This window comes from Aurantivibrio plasticivorans, assembly GCF_055392955.1.
This window is the reverse complement of the sequence record NZ_AP036020.1, coordinates 849,700-867,081: the sequence shown is the minus strand read 5'-3', so window position 1 is coordinate 867,081 and position 17,382 is coordinate 849,700. Positions and strand designations below refer to the sequence as shown.

Below are 17,382 nucleotides of genomic sequence, written 5' to 3'. Positions count from 1 at the left end.
GAGAAGAGAAATTAAACCTCGCGTCACGATAACACGATGGCTCTTGGGACTACGTCTGCGATTAAGAAGTTTTCCAGATCAGGCTCGCCATTCTCCCTGTAATACCGTCCCGGCGATACGAATAAAACTGATTTTCATCTCGATAAGTACAGTTATTTCCACCATAAACTTCATTCACCCCTAACGCGGCAAGATGCAATCTAGCCACCTCATAAAGGTCCACCATCAAGCGCCCAGAATGATTTGATGGTACGCTGTATTGGTTTCGCTTGAGCCCTAGATTGCCGTCTATTTCTTCACACACTTCTGCACCTACCTCAAAATACGCCTGGCTAATGGCAGGGCCTAAATAGGCGTTTAGTTGATTCACTGGCGCTGAAAAAGCGTTGACCGCTTTCGGCAAAATACCTGCTGCCAATCCACGCCAACCGGCATGGATTGCTGCAACCTGGACGCCTTGATTGTCACACATCAGCACAGGCAAGCAGTCTGCTGTCAGCACTGCGCACGCAACACCAACCTCTCGAATAAAACTTCCGTCAGCTTCATGAATACTTAGGTCGGACGAACACGGTGTTTTAGAGGAACATTGAGAAGTCGCATCCACCAAACGCGTACCGTGAACCTGATTTAACCAACAGGGCTGCTGCTGAAGTTTCAAAGTGGACTGTAGCTGTAAACGGTTTTCTTCGACCTTGGTTGGGTTATCACCTACGTGAAGCGCGAGATTATTGCTGGCATAGGCATTTTGACTTGAACCCCCAGTACGAGTAGTGACAAAAGCTCTAACATTTGCCGGGGTAGGCCACTGCGGTGTAAAGCCGATGTCTACATTACTTTCCATCTACGCGACTCCATCTTCCATCTATAACACTCTCCACCTGTAGCGTTCTCCACCTGTCACCACTTCTCAACATCATCAAGCATTAACCTTGGGGGTCGTGGCGTCGCAAGGTTGCCAAGAGGTTACTCATATCAAGCGGCAACTCACGCTGCCAGGTACAACGCTCCTCCGTTTCCGGATGAATTAATGACAGTCGCTCAGCGTGTAAAGCTTGTCGATCAAATGTAGTGAGTACCGATTCGAGATCGGGGTCCATCCCTTGAACTTTGCGCATTTTCGACCCGTAAAGAGGATCGCCTACTAGCGGGTAACCTAAGTGTGCCATGTGTACCCTGATCTGATGTGTTCGCCCTGTCGACAACTTCAAAGTCATGCTAGCAAAGTGTCGAAAGCGTTCTGCGACGCGAAAATGGGTGATCGCCTCTTTGCTGTTACTGTGTACCACTGCCATTTTCTGCCTTTGCCTTGGATGCCTGCCTATCGGCTCGTCGATCGTCCCTTCAGCGGGGGGGCTCCCTTGCACAATGGCCACATATTGGCGCTCCACTGACCGCGCTTGCAACTGAGCAACCAGGCTATGATGCGCTTTAAGAGATTTAGCCACGACCATTAATCCCGTTGTATCCTTATCTAAGCGGTGAACAATACCGGCGCGGGGAAGCTCACGCAGATCAGGAAAATGGTACAACAGTCCATTTAGCAGGGTGCCATCCGGGTTTCCCGCTGCGGGATGGACGACCAAATTGGCCGGTTTGTTAATAACGATGACATGATCATCTTCGTGTACGACATCCAGTGCCAGGTTCTGGGCCACCCAATCACCTTCGCTCTGTAACACCACCGTTAAACTAAGCCGCTCACCGCCCACAAGCTTAGTTTTTGCTTTCACTGTGCGATCATCTACTCGCAGAGCACCCTCAGCAATCCAAGCCTGCAGACGAGATCTGGAATAATCAGGAAACAAGTTTGCAGCCGCTTGGTCCAAGCGTGCGCCAGACCAATCAACAGGAACGATTTGATGATGGGTTTCCGTGGTTTGCATGAATAGCCTAGGCTCGATCTTGAAAGTACTCTATTTTTCTCGGTATTCAGCCCCCACCGCTAACCGAGTTGCTGGCAGACAGGCATGGACCGCTAAGGTATCACATACGGTGCAATCACGCGTCGCCTGTGGAATAATGCCCGACCGTCGACAACGCCTACAGCGAATGTCGGGACCGAATTAGACTGTTGTTTTTGAGCGTGCACATGCAAGTAAAGGCCTTTTCTTATCTCACCATCCTAAGCCTATCAGCCCTGTTAGTACTGGGCGGCTGCGCCAGCAAAGAGGAGCGCGACCAACGCCGGGCCGAGCGTTTACGCAAGACCGAGAGAGAACTCTACGAGACATCTCAGCGACAACTACGCACCCAGCAGTGGGAGGCCGCAATTCAAAACCTCCAAGCATTGGAAGAGAACTTCCCTTTCGGTACCTACGCGGAGCAAGCACAGCTCGAGCTGTTATTTGCCTATTATAAAAATTACGATTTTGACGCTGTCATCGCCAACGCAGACCGCTTTATCCGGCTGCACCCCAGGCATCGCAATGCGGACTACGCCTATTATTTACAAGGGCTCGCATCCTTTGAAATACGAGGCGGAGGCCTTGATCGCTTCACCTCGGTGGACGCATCAAAACGAGACGTTGACGCTGCAACACAAGCGTTTGCTTATTTCAGTCAGCTTTTAAGCCTTTACCCTGATAGCCCTTATACAGCGGATGCTGAAAAGCGCATGATTTACTTACGCAACCTAATGGCTCGCCACCAAATCCATGTCGCTAACTATTACTTAAAACGAGGCGCCTATATCGCCGCCATCAATCGAGGCCGGTACGTGCTAGAAAACTTCCAACAAACGCCTGCTGTTCCAGACGCGTTAGCGGTAGTTGCGCAAGGTTACAAGCTGCTAAACATGGACGATCTGGTTAATAGCACACTCGCCATTCTCAAAGAAAATTATCCTCAACACCCCGCATTTGATGCCGATGGCTCGTTCGATTTTCAATTCCAATCGACAGGCGAGCGCTCATGGATAGACATTGCCACGTTTGGGCTATTCGATAAAGCAGAGCCACCGGGTTTTGATTCTCGCGAAGCATTTAACCCGCAATACCAGGCCAAGTAATTAGACCTAACCTCGCACAAACCAACAATGATCGGCGAATTAATCGCCGATCTTCCAACCTGATGTAATCGGATAACGACGATCTCGACCAAAGCCCCTTTTAGTAATTCTCGGTCCAATAGCGGCTTGGCGGCGCTTGTACTCATTGATATCCACTAAGCGTAATACGTGCTGCACATCGTGGCGGTCGTAGCCCAAAGAAATAATATCTTCTGCGCTTTGATCCTCTTCAATATAGAGCGCAAGAATTTTATCAAGCACTGAATAAGGCGGGAGACTATCTTCATCGATTTGATCAGGCGCCAATTCTGCCGACGGCGGTCGCTCAATGACACGCACCGGAATCACCTCCGAGAGCGTGTTGCGGTATTTCGCCAACTCAAAGACCAGTGTTTTCGCCACATCTTTGAGAGGGTCGAAACCGCCAGCCATATCACCGTATAGTGTTGCGTAACCCACCGCCATTTCGCTTTTGTTACCGGTGGTCAGAACCAGATAGCCTTTTTTATTCGAGATCGCCATGAGCAGATTGCCGCGTGTGCGAGCCTGAATATTTTCTTCCGTTTTATCAACTGGCAGCCCATCAAACTCATTGGCTAGGGCCGCTTGAAAGGCATTGACGATGGGCTCAATCGCAATAGATTGGTATCGCACACCCAACCGCTGCGCCTCTTCTGCCGCATCGTCTTGGCTCATCTGCGACGTGTATCGAAACGGCATCATAACCGCCTCTACACGGTCTTTTCCTAACGCATCAACAGCGATAGCAAGCACTAGTGCCGAGTCTATTCCCCCGGACAAGCCCAACACGACGCCCTTAAATCCGTTTTTTTCAATATAATCCCTCGTGCCTAATACGAGTGCTTGATAAACCTTCGCCAGGTTTGGGAGCGGCTCCGTCAATACACCCCCACTCACTCTGACACCGCTTTCGACACGCTGAACCTTGATAGGGTACAAACCTGTTTCAAAACTCGGAGCCTGACAAACAAACTCACCCTGCTGATCAATAACGAGCGAGCCGCCATCAAATACTAGCTCATCCTGCCCTCCCACTTGGTTGACGTAGACAATGGGTAGTCCAGTTTCTTGATAACGCGCCAGCAATACCTCTCGACGTTGATCAAACTTATGTATCTCAAAAGGTGACGCATTCAACACAACAATCAGCTCAGCGCCCAACGCCTTGGCTTTAGCGCTAGGCTCCGGCTGCCAAATATCTTCGCAGACCAGCACTGCAACTCTAATACCCTGGATATCTACAACGGTTGTTTCAAGCCCTGCAGTAAAATAGCGTTTGTCATCGAATACCTGATAATTGGGTAGACACTGCTTGCGCGCTTGCGCAGGCTCGCCGTCTTTTTGCAACACCCCTGCGGCGTTATAAACACCCTGCGAAGTCACCGCTGGGTAGCCAACAACAATACTCGCCGGTAAGTTTTCGTTAGCAATCTTCTCTAAACCAGCAGACACCCTTTTTTCAACACTGTCTCGCAATAGAAGATCTTCTGGTGGGTACCCCATCAAGGTCAGTTCAGGAAAAACGACCAAATCAGCCTCATATTCATCCACTGCTCGTCGCGTCATATCGATGACTTGCTGGCTATTTCCAGGGATATCGCCTACTAATGGATTAATCTGTGCAAGCACCAGTGTTAAAGTGGCCATAACGCTATACTACTCATTGAATTGAAACTGATAAGATAGCCGCTATTATACGTGGGACATTCCTAAACGACCATGACGACAGTTAGCCCAATAAGCTCCACATTCATAAACGAGCCCGAAACGTTCGACGAAGAAAGCTACAAATTATTGAGGGTATACGCTTACTATCGCACGCTTCTTAGCAGCATATTGTTGCTCCTCTTTATTTCCCAGGTCACCAAAAACTACCTTGGCGTACAGGCAGGGGTACTGTTTTTAACCACCGTGATTCTATACACCACAACAAACCTATTTATACTGATCTACCTGTGGCTCAAGCACTTCACACCACGGACCCCTCAGATTATCGCTATTCTGGTCATCGATATCTGTGCGCTCGCTGTACTCATGTACGCCAGCGATGGTAATGAACTCGCTTACTTAATCATTATTTGCATAGCTGCGGGTAGTATCTTCCTGGATAACAAGATCAGCCTTGGATTAGCCGGCTTCGCGGCTTTAGTCGTATTGACTGAAAGCTTTGTTCAGGCTGAATCAGCTACTCAGCTTACTAAGAACTTCATATTCTCTGGCACCTTTACAGCACTAGTTCTCGCTACTGCACATGCGTTCAATATTCTCAGCAATAAAATTCGCACATCTACCCTAGAGGCAAAAACCCAAGCGCGGCAAGCAGAATACTTAGAACAATTATCCCAGCTGATCATCGAACGAATGAGGACCGGAATTTTAGTGGTCAACAAAGAAGATGAGATTATGCTTAGCAACCATGCGGCTAAAGAACTACTGGAGTTAACACCAGACTCTTTTAGCATTGCAAGTATCAGCACACTAAAAGATCACTTGGATGTGTGGCGGGCTTACCCGCATACACGCAGTCCGACCTTAGCTATCGGTTCCGATACGAGATCCGACATACGAATTAGCTTTGCTAAACTCGATACAAGCCATCAAAGCGATACGTTAATTTTCGCGGAAGATAATCGACGGCTATCACAACAAGCACAACAACTTAAACTCGCATCCCTTGGCCGCCTAACCGCGAGCATTGCTCACGAAGTACGAAACCCTCTCGGCGCAATAAGCCATGCAGCACAACTCCTTTCAGAATCTAAAGAGCTATCCAGTCCAGACCAACGACTGAGTGATATTATTCAAAATCACTCAAGGCGAGTTAATGGCATCATTGAAAATATCATGCAACTATCGAGAAGGAAGCATTCTTCTCCCGAGCGGGTCAATATCAACGAGTGGCTTCAGGCTTTCGTTGATGAATACCTTCAGTCAAAAGCCGGGCATCTTTCATTAAGCCTTGAGCGCGCAAACATAGAAACCCGCGTCGATATCAGTCAACTTCATCAAGTACTTAGCAATTTATGCGATAACGGTTTACGCTATAGCGAGATGCACACAGGGAAGCCTGAAGTGTCCCTCCGAGCAGGCATTGATTCACACTCGGAACTTCCCTATATTGAAGTTATTGACTCAGGCAAAGGGATAGATGAGTCTGATGTCGAACAAATTTTCGAACCATTTTTTACCACCGAGTCCTCAGGCTCTGGCCTTGGCCTCTATATCTGCCGAGAACTTTGCGAAACAAACCAAGCCACTCTAGAATATCGACGCACTCAGGATGGGAAAAGTTGTTTTGTCATCACGCTAGCCCACCCCGATAGGGTCTTTTAAATCCACCAATCAATGTAGAGCACAATGAGCAATCCCATAGCCCTTGTCATAGACGACGAACCCGATATTAGAGAGCTTCTTGAAATTACACTTGGGCGAATGGGTATTGAGACCGAAAGCGCGGCCAATCTCAGCCAAGCCAGCGAAATGATCGCAAACAACAGCTATAACCTTTGCTTGACGGATATGCATTTACCCGATGGCAACGGCATCGACTTTGTTAAAAAAGTACAAGTTGAATACCCCCATATTCCAATCGCCGTAATTACCGCGCATGGCAATATGGATACGGCCATTGAAGCAATGAAAGCCGGTGCATTCGACTTTATTTCTAAGCCTGTAGAGCTCAATGATCTCAGAAAAATCACCTCTACCGCTTTAAAGCTCAGTACAACGCAGTCATCAAAACCCTCCACTCAATTACTCGGTAACGCAGACAGTTTTGTCTCGGTAAAAAAGAAAATTGCCAAACTCGCCCGCAGTCAAGCACCGGTCTACATCAGTGGTGAGTCGGGTACAGGGAAAGAACTAGTTGCACGCTCGATACACGACCAAGGCCCACGTGCCAACGAACCTTTCGTCCCCGTTAACTGCGGTGCCATCCCAAGTGAACTAATGGAAAGCGAATTCTTCGGGCACAAAAAAGGCAGCTTTACTGGCGCCAATAGCGACAAGCAAGGGCTTTTCCAAGCAGCCAACGGTGGCACACTATTTTTAGATGAAGTAGCAGACCTACCGCTAGACATGCAGGTTAAACTCTTACGCGCCATTCAAGAGAAAGCCGTTAGACCGGTGGGGTCCCAGCAAGAAGATCAGATAGATGTACGTATTCTCAGCGCCACCCATAAAGACCTGAACAAAGAAATTGCAGATGGAAAGTTCCGAAATGACCTTTTCTATCGCATCAATGTCATTCAATTAGACATCCCACCACTAAGAGACCGAAAAGAAGACATCGACGAGCTAGCAAAGCATTTCCTCAATAAGTTTGCAGCAGAACTCGATCTTCCTTCAGCGACTCTAAGTAAGCCAGGCATTAAAGCTCTAAAAAGCTACCCGTTCCCAGGAAATATACGAGAGCTAGAAAACATACTGGAACGCGCCTACACCCTCTGCGACAACGAAGAAATTGGACCTGACGATCTACAGCTACCGCAAGCCAAGGACGAAGATAAGGGCATAACAATGGGTAGTCGTGCAACAGCAATCACGGGATCTCTTGACGAGTACCTTGAAGATATTGAGCGTGATGTCATAACGAGAGCGCTGGATGAAACCCGTTGGAACCGAACCGCAGCCGCCAAGAAACTTGGTGTTTCTTTTAGGTCACTTCGCTATCGCCTTAAAAAACTTGGCCTAGATGAGGATGAGGAAGTAAGCGACAGTTGAGCGATATCTCTCACAAATCGCATATACAATGTCCTACAAGCAATTCAGACTTGACTAGTATTCCCCACGCCATAGAACTAATAACATTGTCACTCCGATCAATTACGCGCAAAGGATTGCAACGTGACAATAACAACCACTTCCAGAAATGAAGTAAATGGATTCACTTTAATCGATTTATTACTAGCCCTCGCAATCGGAGGCATTACACTTGGGCTTACTGTTCCTTCGTTTACACACATCTTTGACTCTTACCGGTCTCGTGTTTCGATCAACACTTTGGTAGGTGCAAATCACTTTGCGAGAGTCACCGCGATATCCAAAGGGAAAACAACTACACTCTGCGCAAAATCAGACGAAGCGACTTGCGGTACCAACTGGAGCAAAGGGATTCTTATCTTTATAGATGATAATAGAAATGGAAGGCTCGATGAGCAAGACACCCTACTAAGGACAGTAGAAGCCTTCAAAGACGCAAACGTAACGTGGAAGTCGTTTGGAAGCAACAACTACATTCGCTATAGTGCCAGCGGCTCAACCATTAACCAAAACGGGAGTTTTACGTATTGTCCTGCAAACGGCGATGAGATTTACGCGAACCAGGTAATAATTAACCGCGCTGGACGAACAAGAACAGCTGTAGACTATGACAAAGATGGCATAAAAGAGAACTCTTTAGGTGAAAACTTATCGTGTAGCTAAGACTATTAGCAATTGCTATCCCAGCAAGTTTCGCCACTGCCAAATGGGTCGTTATCTCCGTCTCGATCCCACCCTCGGAGACCCGTAGAACGCAAACCTAACACACCATCCCCCGCTTGATCACCCGTCGGTGTAGCTAGTATCTCGTAACTAGTTGCTCCCGCCGAGTCAATAGTGAGATTATAAAAAACCGTATTTCCGTTAGCTGGCGAGGTCGCAGAAAAGATCCTGGGCGCACCGGTATCAGCTGGGGTACTGGTCGTACCTGCCGCTCCAGCGTAAGTGCCATTGGTTGTGTAATGACGTTCCATAGCCTGTGCGAGCCCTTGCAGTGAAACTTGGGCGTCGGCACGACGTGTCTTTTTAATATGATTTGTATAAGCAGGGAAACCGATAGACGCAAGAATGGCGATAATAGCCACAACAATCATCATTTCTATCAGTGTAAAACCCTTATTAGTCGCCCTATTTCTACAGTTCAGCATTAACATTACCCTCAATGACATTCGAATAGACCGCTAATTGCGATACACCTCTTCCCAGGTGAGCCGGCCTTCATTGGTTCCTTGCCCAACCTCAATTTCTCGCTCTTTAATACTGCCATCACTTCCTGGTGTATATTGCTTGTCTCCTAGAAACCCTGACTTAGCGGGCAGGCTGTCAGCAAAATACCAGCCAACGTAACCCAAATCACTGTTATCAATGGTTCCGTCGTTGTTCGCGTCAAACACAGGAAACGGTGGAGCTAATCCTGTTAAGAAGTCAACTGACATTAACCAACCGGAGCCACCGGATGAACATGCCACACTACTTGGGATTACAGTATTAAAGAACAACACCTGTCGGCGAATCTGCGGATCAGACACGACACGTTCCCCAGTTGCAGGTAAATCCATTCGCCAACCATATTGAGTAGCCCAATCAACGGGGTTACCTGATACTGTACGCAAAATTTGGTAGTTGACCGTGGTCTGAGACAGTGAACGTGGCTCTAAATCAGATCTAGACAAGCTTGAAGTCCCCACATCCCATACCGTATAAAAGGACATGGTTGTGGTGTTGGAGACGTCGGTCGACTCAAGGTATTTTCCTGTACCGAAAGACACCAATACGTTAGGCGCAGAACCCGCTGATTCACTATTAATGGATAATATTGGAGCAGACGTAATCGGCTGCGAAGCAGACGTAAACAAAGGTGCGTTATTAACAACGCCCCAGCTACCATCAGATGTGCTGCTCACGTCAAACACCCACATATTTCCTTCCAAATCTCCGGCGTATATTCTATCGACAACTAGATCACCATCGATATCAGCCGCACGCGGTGTCGACAAACCGTTGGGGGTCGTCGTGGAACCAACACCCGTATCAATTTTCACGTAGTCTCCCGCTACCCACGTGCCGTCAGTGCCTTTGTTAATATAGATAATAAACAGCTTGGCATGGCCATCGCCCGTACTGTTGTATCCATTACCGACAATCGCCGCCCACTCTCCATTAGGCATCATCGCGATCGTTGGCTGACTATAGGTGTATCCCAGATCAGCGTCGTCACTGGAAGTAAATTCCCACAGAACAATATTCGCTGCATTACTCGCCGTTGTGTAGTCACCTGGGTCAGTCACATCAAGTGCAAATAAGCCACGACCACCTTCTCGAACACCTCCAACCAGAATTGTTGCCCAGTCGCTTTTACTGGTTAAATACACATCGGAAACCGCGGGAGTGAGGTCAACATAAAATTCATGCTCATAAGACTGGCTCGCCAAATAATGCAAACCTTTATTAGCTGCGGTCGAAACCACCGTGCTTGGGATGTAGGCCATTACCTCTTTACCTGCACTAGTGCCCGACAATTCCGCATTGAACCCGTGAAGCATGCCATCATTCGCGCCGACATAAACTACTGGCGTGCGAGAGGCATTCGCTGTCACGAATGCAGAGTAATTTTTTGAGCTAGTCCCAAACCGGTTGTCTGTAGCATAGTCAGGCCAGGCAAGCTCTGGCTCGCCAACAAAAACAGGGGTTGAGTTTACGATATCACCGAGACGATTTTTATCCGTACCATCATTTCTTACACGATACGAATTTGCACCGCTGCCCTCAAAGGTGTCGTCTCCAAGCAAGTACTCTAAAAGCGATTGCGCATCATCATCATCATCAACACCGCTGTCCACTGTTGACACCCCATCTCCATCTCTATCCACTCCCAAATACAAATCCGCTTTTAATGTAGCAGGAACATTTGTCCAGTTGGCAACCGAAACAGAAACACCATCTCTAACCGAAGCATCAGGATCATAGGTGAACACATCCCGCGTTGTGTGCGGCGAACTCATGTTGTCCAGTTTTTTGGCAGCATCCCACACTTCCGGGACTTGAATCGTACCTGTAGCATCGTTAAGGCTATAAGCCAATAAATTACCGTGCCATGGAACCGTATTAAACTTTGCTTGGAACAGCGCGCTGCCCGCATCTAGCTGGCCGGAATTAAAAGACACTGAAGCTACAGACCCTTCTTGTGTCAAAATTTTACTAATAATCGCATCAAAAGCACCTTGCAACTCATCGAGGTCATCTGGGAAGAATGGATCTTCAACGCCTCCACTGCCATTCTTAGCAACGTCATCAAATAATGGGTCTGTTTTGATACCTTGATCGGCAAAACCGATGATGTAAGTCGAAAGGTTATTAACAAACGCATCACCGGACTTTCTGTTGACATCTGGCCGCAAATCCATTTCATACATCGCCATTGCGACATCATCCATATAATCAGAAGAGTCGTTGAACTGATAAGAGTAGCCACCGGTATTTTTACGGTCCCGGTTAAACGGACTTTCGCAATTGGATGCATTAGCACCAGAACAATCTCTATCGTAATCGCTTAACGTCGCACTGATATTGTCATCATCGTTGGTTGGCTGGCCGTCCGTAAGCGCAATAAGATAATTTTTTTCACAAAACTTAATCGCATCGATGGGTGAAGCAGTCGACACACCGCTAGCGTATTGGGGTGGAAGATCAAAGAAATCTCTATAATCTTCAGTGCTAGGCAAGGGGTCATCATTAGGGTGTGGCTGCAATTGCAGCACGGTAGAAGGGCTACCTATAAAATACCTAGCGATCTCTGAGAAAGCTTCAGCCAAAGGTGTACTGCCGTCAGCATGAAACCCATCAATAACACCACCAGCCGCTGTTAACGTACTTTTTGCACTAGCAGTTAGAGGCGCAATCGCCTCATTTATTTCGGCACCGCTACCTCCGTCAAGGGTACTCAATCCTAGATTAATCGTATCGTCGTCACGCTCCGTGATAAAACTTTTGAGTACAATTTTTCCTACCTCCGAGCGCGTATACTGTTTAGGATGGTGTTCATCAGTAGGATCCCAAGAGCCCAACTCCGTTGAGAAATAGTAATTGAGATAATGGCCACTGTACAACGCACCGGCACCCGTAGCAATACTTGTGGTTGTTAACGTTGCTCGGTAATTAGCGTCATCATCGAAGCACTTGCCATTGAGACTGTATGGGCCACCATTATCTCTAGACGTTCCACTATTAAAATCGTGGAAGTAGTAGTTGTTACCCTGCTTAATCACTGGATAAGCGTTGCCAGCGCCACTGAACACCAACTCAATTTCTGTTCCCGTAGAGAGCCTAAGATTGTTCTTACATGTGCCGTAAGTCGCGTCTGAATCATAGTCCTGGCTAGGCGTCATATGATTCATTGAACCAGATGTGTCAAACAGCACCATGACATTAGGATCAGCAGCCTCAGCAACAACCAAAGGTTTGGTAGACAAGTTCAGCGGTGCAGCAGTAAGTATAGCGGGTAGCACACCGGCAGCAGTCGACGTACAAATTAATACCCTTTTAGGTACTTTGTGAATAAATGACTTTTTCATTATCTAACCCTCGAAATCAACACCGCTGATTATCGTTAAATTCTTTTACCGTAATAGGAAATGACTACTCGCTCTGCCGCTCCACTGAGACCAGTTGCTCTGGAAACAATGCGGAACCCAGTCGTATCACCTTGACCAGTGGTTTGACCGTACCCCAGTAGATTGATACCCGTTTCTGCATCGGAAGGTTCAGCCATAACACCTAATACTTCTATGTAATATTGCACGGTGAAGCTGGAATCAGTACCATCGCCGTTGGTATCGTAGCTGACGGTTAGGCTACGAGTTTTTGCATATGTCCAACTCGTGGAATCAAAATAACTAGCCGGACCCGAATCTTCAGCATATAAACCACCAGCGCCGCTAGCCGAAAAAATCGTGATACCGGTTATTCCGTCGAGAAAAGCTTCTCCAGCCTTTAACCCGCTCTCAGCAACCTCTAGAGCCACTTGTGAATCTCGCATCGCGGTAGTCATTCTCTCTTGAAGCACAACCGTTTGCGTACTCGATACAACTACAAGAGTTAGGATCAGCATAATGATTAAGGCAACCACCAAAACCACGCCAGCTTGACGACTCGCAGTTGAATTAATGGCTTTTTTGTTTCGTGACCTCATAGCACTACCGTTATATTAAAATATAGAATCTAAAGGACTCGGTTCCGTATACTCGATACGGCGTAAAAAGTTCTCTCAAGCGGAGCCCCTTCAATGCCAGTATCACCACTTTGTATTTGTAACTGAGCTCGAACCGAAATCACATTCTCCATATCCGTTACAGAATCGGCGTCAACATAAGTATTTACTGACTGGTTTGTACTAGTGTCTTCACCAAAAAATATTTGCATGTCAGTAACGCCGCGAATCACCTCCTGTGACACGCCAGTATTATATCTACGATAAAGAGACCAGGTCGCACCACCTCCGCTTTCACCGATAAAATAGGTTTTTGTATATGGAGAAGTAATCTGGGCATCACCCTTGTAGGTTTTAGAAAAATTTTGCGTAGCATTTTGTACTGAGCCAACGACAGATAAAGTACCCGTGTTATGAGCAACGGTCCCACTAGTTGGCGTATTGGCTTGTGTATTAGAAAATAAATCAGCACCACTACAATCACTAATCAACAGGATTTGGCCATTTGAAATATTGGTTCCTTTTCGCACGTGAACTGCAGCGGAACTCGTATTCATATATGGCTTTGTGATTTGCGCTCCTTCTAAAGTTGCAGAACCTCGCAACGTAATGACGTCGGTACCATCTTTCACAGTAATTGTACCGATAGTTAAGCTCGTAACATCATTTTGTGCCGCTAGACCGTTAGAGCCCCAGTTATTGATTATCGACGCATCATAGTCAGGGTCTGCCGTACTTAAATGATTAGTGACACTCCCGGCAGACTTATTACACCCCCAAAAGTCTGCCATTCGGATATCTCGCGTCATTAGCTCAACTGCGATGCGCGCACTTTCTTGAACACGGCTAATCGATGTCTGGTAGTTAGAGGATCGGCGATTGGAATCAAAAATAGTAATCACCCCATAAAGCAAGATCGCACTAAGCAGCAAAGACACCATAACTTCAATTAGAGTGAAGCCAGCGCTACTAGATTTGGGGCTCATTAAGGTATTCACACGTTTATTCATTTAGATTTGCACCCTAAGAATATAGTTTTGCTCGCCGACACTGCCGCCATCATTCGAAGAGATTTGCTCATCCCAAGTAATCGTAATCTCGAAGAAGCTTGATGCACCAACTCGACTAATAGACCACTCACCATTAGGTAAAGATCCATTTGCCAAATCATCACTATCTCCTTGAGTAATCAGTGTTTCCCATTCAAATGCATCAATTTGTGCTATTTGAGTAGGCGAGCACGAATTGCAGATAGGCCTATCTGCTGGTGCGCTTATGCCGTTATAAATAGCTTGCGCTGAACGATTTGCACGAATGCGTTCAGCCATATCGTGGGCATACATCGTTGCCAATGTACGGTAATTCGAGTTGTTGACGTTCTTCATCGATACCAGCTGCAAAGCCCCCAACCCAAGAAATCCAATTGAGGTAATAATCAGCGTTACCAATACTTCCCAAAGAGTAAAACCGCCAGAAAGTCTTTTATTCATATCAGTTCTCAATTAACTACATGTCACCGACGTTCGCGTCGCCGCACCAGAGATTAGTACATCTACTCTGTTACCTTCCTCGCCTACACGATCATCACAGACAGTAAATGTCTCCGCACGACTCGAAAAGCCCGATGCACCAAACGTCAAAATTGCTTGAGTGTTATCACCATGTGTTAGGGTTACGCCTGCCGGGAAGCTTTCCCAAACCCTCAGCACCTCGTCTGTAGAGTCCCAGTCATTGGACGTTGAACCCGAATCGACCCACACCACCCAGGAAACATTTGTTTCTTGCGCGGTCACACCAAGCGCGATTGACCCAACGTGAACAGTCGCGCCTCGTTTAACAGCCTCTGTACGCGCAAAATTCATAATCCCGAGCACTTCATTAGTGGTCGTCACGATACGATTTCTCTTGATGGCGCCCTGAAAGCTGGGAACTGCAAAAGACACTAATACACCAACCAATACCAACCCGATCATGAGTTCAGGAATCGTAAATCCACGCTCATTATTTACCTTGTCTATGTTTAAAACACCTTGCGCCATGGACTTCTCACTCACACCTTTTCAATTTCTGACACATAGGATAAGCCAGCCCCTTTTCTTCGTCGTCGGAAGTGGGATAAACGGCAATAGATAGCGGCTAGGTGACAAAAAGTGTCGGAAGAAAGGACTAGTTGCGGAATAAACCTCAGAAGAAGGTACCAAAAAACACGCAAAAATTGCGACAAATGATGTGAGTGCGCCAGGCGCCAAGAAAAGGCTTTAAGTTAGGCGGCGTAAGGCCTTGATAGTGATAGGGGTTTGGAAAAAACAAGCAGAATGAACGGTTAAAAAAGGACGACAGACTGTAAATCTATCCATTGACAATAATTGTCACGTCACACTAACTTTTTAATTCTTTAGGCAATGAAAAACTAATATTTTCAATTCGTCCTGGCACCTCAACGGGGACTTCTGCACCGAGTGATGCCAGTTTTTTAACCACTGACTGTACCAATATCTCCGGTGCGGAGGCTCCAGCCGTCACGCCGATAGTTGATACTCCTTGCAGCCAACTTTCATCAATGTCGGTTTCATCATCAATTAAGAATGCCTTTGCACCACAGCGCTCGGCGAGCTCACGTAGGCGATTCGAATTGGAGCTATTGGGAGAGCCAACCACTAAGACTAAATCCGATTCTAACGCTAACTGTCGAATAGCATCTTGACGGTTTTGTGTGGCGTAGCAGATGTCGTCCTTTTTAGGACCTTCAACATTTGGAAATCGTCGTCGAAGCGATTCGATAACTTTTGCTGTATCGTCTACCGACAACGTTGTTTGAGACACATAGGAAAGCTTTTCGGGGTTATTCACCGAGAGACGCTCAACATCGTTCTCGTCTTCAACAAGATAGATTTTCCCACCGTGGGAAAGATCATATTGCCCCATGGTACCTTCTACTTCAGGATGACCAGCATGGCCAATTAGCACGCACTCTTGTCCATCACGACTATAACGTAGAACTTCCATGTGAACTTTGGTTACAAGCGGACAAGTTGCATCAAATACTTTAAGTTTGCGCTCTTCTGCTTCCACTTTGACCGCTTTTGAAACGCCATGGGCGCTAAATATAACAATGGCATCGTCAGGGACTTGATCCAACTCTTCAACAAACACGGCACCACGTTCACGTAGGTCATTCACAACGGTTTTATTGTGAACAACTTCGTGACGAACGTAGATAGGTGCGCCATGGATATCCAACGCGCGATTGACAATGTCGATGGCTCGATCAACCCCTGCGCAGAATCCCCGAGGGTTTGCCAAATTAATCGTAATACTCATAAGGCCTGCGCCAAAGTAGAAAAGGTCTGAATAAGATCAGTGGCTAACAGCCACTTGTACATCGATGATATCAACATCAAACAACAAATCGCGTCCGGCAAGCGGATGATTAAAATCAACGATCACTTTATCGTTATCAATGCTGTGAACAACACCGGGTAGCTCTGCGCCATTAGCATCTGCGAACGAAACCATGAGCCCTTCCGACAGTTCTTCTTGGATATCAAATGCGTCTAAGGGGATTTCTTGCATATTGTTGGGGTTTCGCTGACCAAAGCCCTGCTCAGGTGTCACACGAAACGATTGTTTATCGCCAGCAACCAGCCCCATCAACAACTGCTCAAAACCATCGAGCAAGTTTTTATCACCCACCTCAAATGTTGCAGGGTTGCGATCGAACGTCGAGTCAACCACCGTACCGTCATCTAATTTAATTGCGAAATGCAGAGTCACCTTGGTGCCCTGACTAACCTGTAATTCAGACATCAATTACCACTTAAAATACGTCGATATAATAACGCGATTGTGTTACGAAGCTTGCTTATCCTGAACAAACAACATATCAAAGATTAATAACCCTGCGCCAACGCAAATACCCGCATCGGCGATATTGAACGTTGGCCAGTAATAGTGCTGGTAGTGCCAAACAATAAAGTCAACAACATGCCCGAGCATTATACGGTCGTACAAGTTGCCTAAAGCACCGCCTAATACTAACGACAGCGCCCACAATTCGTAACCTCGCCCAGGCTTTGCCTCGCGAACTAATTTCGCAATCCACACGATCAAACCAACGCTGACAACCATGGCGATCACTGCAAAAAACCAGCGCTGCCAACCACCACCGTCACGAAGAAAACTAAAAGCCGCGCCAGTGTTGTAGGCCAAATCAAATTTAAAAAATGAGGTAAGCACAATTTCCTTGCCACCTTTGAGGACGTTTTCGGCCCACACCTTTGTCGCTTGATCAGCAACAAACACGATCACCGCAATGGCATACCACATGGTTAATTTACTGACGGTATTGCTCGGCTTCATTGTCGCTGCGCCATCCACTTATTTA

At 47.0% G+C, this 17,382-nt stretch carries 16 protein-coding genes; 4 read left to right on the top strand and 12 right to left on the bottom strand.

Annotated elements, in window-relative coordinates; all coding sequences use genetic code 11:
* Window positions 1-61 precede the first annotated feature (61 nt).
* A complete protein-coding gene (gene pgeF, locus ACZ5NB_RS03880; RefSeq protein WP_460231665.1) occupies window positions 62-844 on the bottom strand; it encodes a peptidoglycan editing factor PgeF in 783 nt (260 codons plus the stop codon).
* A gap of 82 nt (window positions 845-926) precedes the next feature.
* The gene (gene rluD, locus ACZ5NB_RS03875) at window positions 927-1,886 is read right to left on the bottom strand and encodes a 23S rRNA pseudouridine(1911/1915/1917) synthase RluD (protein WP_460231664.1); all 960 of its coding nucleotides are present in this window, start codon (window positions 1,884-1,886) and stop codon (window positions 927-929) included.
* 206 nt (window positions 1,887-2,092) lie between these two features.
* Between rluD and ACZ5NB_RS03870 the strand changes: the two genes are divergently transcribed.
* Window positions 2,093-3,010 (top strand): outer membrane protein assembly factor BamD, encoded by a 918-nt coding sequence (locus tag ACZ5NB_RS03870; RefSeq protein ID WP_460231663.1) that lies wholly within the window; start codon window positions 2,093-2,095, stop codon window positions 3,008-3,010.
* Between the two features lie 39 nt (window positions 3,011-3,049).
* Here the strand turns inward: ACZ5NB_RS03870 and ACZ5NB_RS03865 are convergent, their stop codons facing one another.
* A complete protein-coding gene (locus ACZ5NB_RS03865; RefSeq protein ID WP_460231662.1) occupies window positions 3,050-4,678 on the bottom strand; it encodes an NAD+ synthase in 1,629 nt (542 codons plus the stop codon).
* 72 nt (window positions 4,679-4,750) lie between these two features.
* Between ACZ5NB_RS03865 and ACZ5NB_RS03860 the strand changes: the two genes are divergently transcribed.
* The 3 genes from ACZ5NB_RS03860 (at window position 4,751) to ACZ5NB_RS03850 (ending at window position 8,455) form a co-directional block, all read left to right on the top strand.
* Entirely contained in the window at window positions 4,751-6,364 is a 1,614-nt protein-coding gene (locus tag ACZ5NB_RS03860) for a sensor histidine kinase (protein ID WP_460231661.1), read from the top strand.
* Between the two features lie 24 nt (window positions 6,365-6,388).
* Entirely contained in the window at window positions 6,389-7,753 is a 1,365-nt protein-coding gene (locus ACZ5NB_RS03855; RefSeq protein WP_460231660.1) for a sigma-54-dependent transcriptional regulator, read from the top strand.
* 123 nt (window positions 7,754-7,876) lie between these two features.
* Window positions 7,877-8,455 (top strand): GspH/FimT family protein, encoded by a 579-nt coding sequence (locus ACZ5NB_RS03850; protein ID WP_460231659.1) that lies wholly within the window; start codon window positions 7,877-7,879, stop codon window positions 8,453-8,455.
* Window positions 8,456-8,460: 5 nt separating this feature from the next.
* Here the strand turns inward: ACZ5NB_RS03850 and ACZ5NB_RS03845 are convergent, their stop codons facing one another.
* The 9 genes from ACZ5NB_RS03845 to lspA form a co-directional block, all read right to left on the bottom strand.
* A complete protein-coding gene (locus ACZ5NB_RS03845) occupies window positions 8,461-8,940 on the bottom strand; it encodes a type IV pilin protein (protein ID WP_460231658.1) in 480 nt (159 codons plus the stop codon).
* 33 nt (window positions 8,941-8,973) lie between these two features.
* Window positions 8,974-12,363 carry a pilus assembly protein gene (locus ACZ5NB_RS03840; protein ID WP_460231657.1) on the bottom strand — a complete coding sequence of 1,130 codons (3,390 nt, stop codon included), beginning with the start codon at window positions 12,361-12,363 and terminating at the stop codon, window positions 8,974-8,976.
* Window positions 12,364-12,398: 35 nt separating this feature from the next.
* Complete coding sequence (locus ACZ5NB_RS03835; protein WP_464107845.1) at window positions 12,399-12,980, bottom strand: pilus assembly PilX family protein; 582 nt, start codon at window positions 12,978-12,980, stop codon at window positions 12,399-12,401.
* 29 nt (window positions 12,981-13,009) lie between these two features.
* Window positions 13,010-14,008 carry a PilW family protein gene (locus tag ACZ5NB_RS03830; RefSeq protein WP_460231655.1) on the bottom strand — a complete coding sequence of 333 codons (999 nt, stop codon included), beginning with the start codon at window positions 14,006-14,008 and terminating at the stop codon, window positions 13,010-13,012.
* Entirely contained in the window at window positions 14,009-14,488 is a 480-nt protein-coding gene (gene pilV, locus ACZ5NB_RS03825; protein WP_460231654.1) for a type IV pilus modification protein PilV, read from the bottom strand.
* Between the two features lie 12 nt (window positions 14,489-14,500).
* Window positions 14,501-15,052 carry a GspH/FimT family pseudopilin gene (locus tag ACZ5NB_RS03820; protein WP_460231653.1) on the bottom strand — a complete coding sequence of 184 codons (552 nt, stop codon included), beginning with the start codon at window positions 15,050-15,052 and terminating at the stop codon, window positions 14,501-14,503.
* A gap of 325 nt (window positions 15,053-15,377) precedes the next feature.
* Complete coding sequence (gene ispH, locus ACZ5NB_RS03815; RefSeq protein WP_460232086.1) at window positions 15,378-16,313, bottom strand: 4-hydroxy-3-methylbut-2-enyl diphosphate reductase; 936 nt, start codon at window positions 16,311-16,313, stop codon at window positions 15,378-15,380.
* 42 nt (window positions 16,314-16,355) lie between these two features.
* Window positions 16,356-16,805 (bottom strand): FKBP-type peptidyl-prolyl cis-trans isomerase, encoded by a 450-nt coding sequence (locus ACZ5NB_RS03810; protein ID WP_460231652.1) that lies wholly within the window; start codon window positions 16,803-16,805, stop codon window positions 16,356-16,358.
* 42 nt (window positions 16,806-16,847) lie between these two features.
* Entirely contained in the window at window positions 16,848-17,357 is a 510-nt protein-coding gene (gene lspA, locus ACZ5NB_RS03805; RefSeq protein WP_460231651.1) for a signal peptidase II, read from the bottom strand.
* Window positions 17,358-17,382 lie beyond the last annotated feature (25 nt).

Excerpts from the sequence above, each read along its gene's own strand:
- pgeF (WP_460231665.1), bottom strand. The coding sequence starts at position 844 with ATGGAAAGTAATGTAGACATCGGCTTTACACCGCAGTGGCCTACCCCG.
- rluD (WP_460231664.1), bottom strand. The coding sequence starts at position 1,886 with ATGCAAACCACGGAAACCCATCATCAAATCGTTCCTGTTGATTGGTCT.
- ACZ5NB_RS03870 (WP_460231663.1), top strand. The coding sequence starts at position 2,093 with ATGCAAGTAAAGGCCTTTTCTTATCTCACCATCCTAAGCCTATCAGCC.
- ACZ5NB_RS03865 (WP_460231662.1), bottom strand. The coding sequence starts at position 4,678 with ATGGCCACTTTAACACTGGTGCTTGCACAGATTAATCCATTAGTAGGC.
- ACZ5NB_RS03860 (WP_460231661.1), top strand. The coding sequence starts at position 4,751 with ATGACGACAGTTAGCCCAATAAGCTCCACATTCATAAACGAGCCCGAA.
- ACZ5NB_RS03855 (WP_460231660.1), top strand. The coding sequence starts at position 6,389 with ATGAGCAATCCCATAGCCCTTGTCATAGACGACGAACCCGATATTAGA.
- ACZ5NB_RS03845 (WP_460231658.1), bottom strand. The coding sequence starts at position 8,940 with ATGCTGAACTGTAGAAATAGGGCGACTAATAAGGGTTTTACACTGATA.
- ACZ5NB_RS03840 (WP_460231657.1), bottom strand. The coding sequence starts at position 12,363 with ATGAAAAAGTCATTTATTCACAAAGTACCTAAAAGGGTATTAATTTGT.
- ACZ5NB_RS03835 (WP_464107845.1), bottom strand. The coding sequence starts at position 12,980 with ATGAGGTCACGAAACAAAAAAGCCATTAATTCAACTGCGAGTCGTCAA.
- ACZ5NB_RS03830 (WP_460231655.1), bottom strand. The coding sequence starts at position 14,008 with ATGAATAAACGTGTGAATACCTTAATGAGCCCCAAATCTAGTAGCGCT.
- pilV (WP_460231654.1), bottom strand. The coding sequence starts at position 14,488 with ATGAATAAAAGACTTTCTGGCGGTTTTACTCTTTGGGAAGTATTGGTA.
- ACZ5NB_RS03810 (WP_460231652.1), bottom strand. The coding sequence starts at position 16,805 with ATGTCTGAATTACAGGTTAGTCAGGGCACCAAGGTGACTCTGCATTTC.
- lspA (WP_460231651.1), bottom strand. The coding sequence starts at position 17,357 with ATGAAGCCGAGCAATACCGTCAGTAAATTAACCATGTGGTATGCCATT.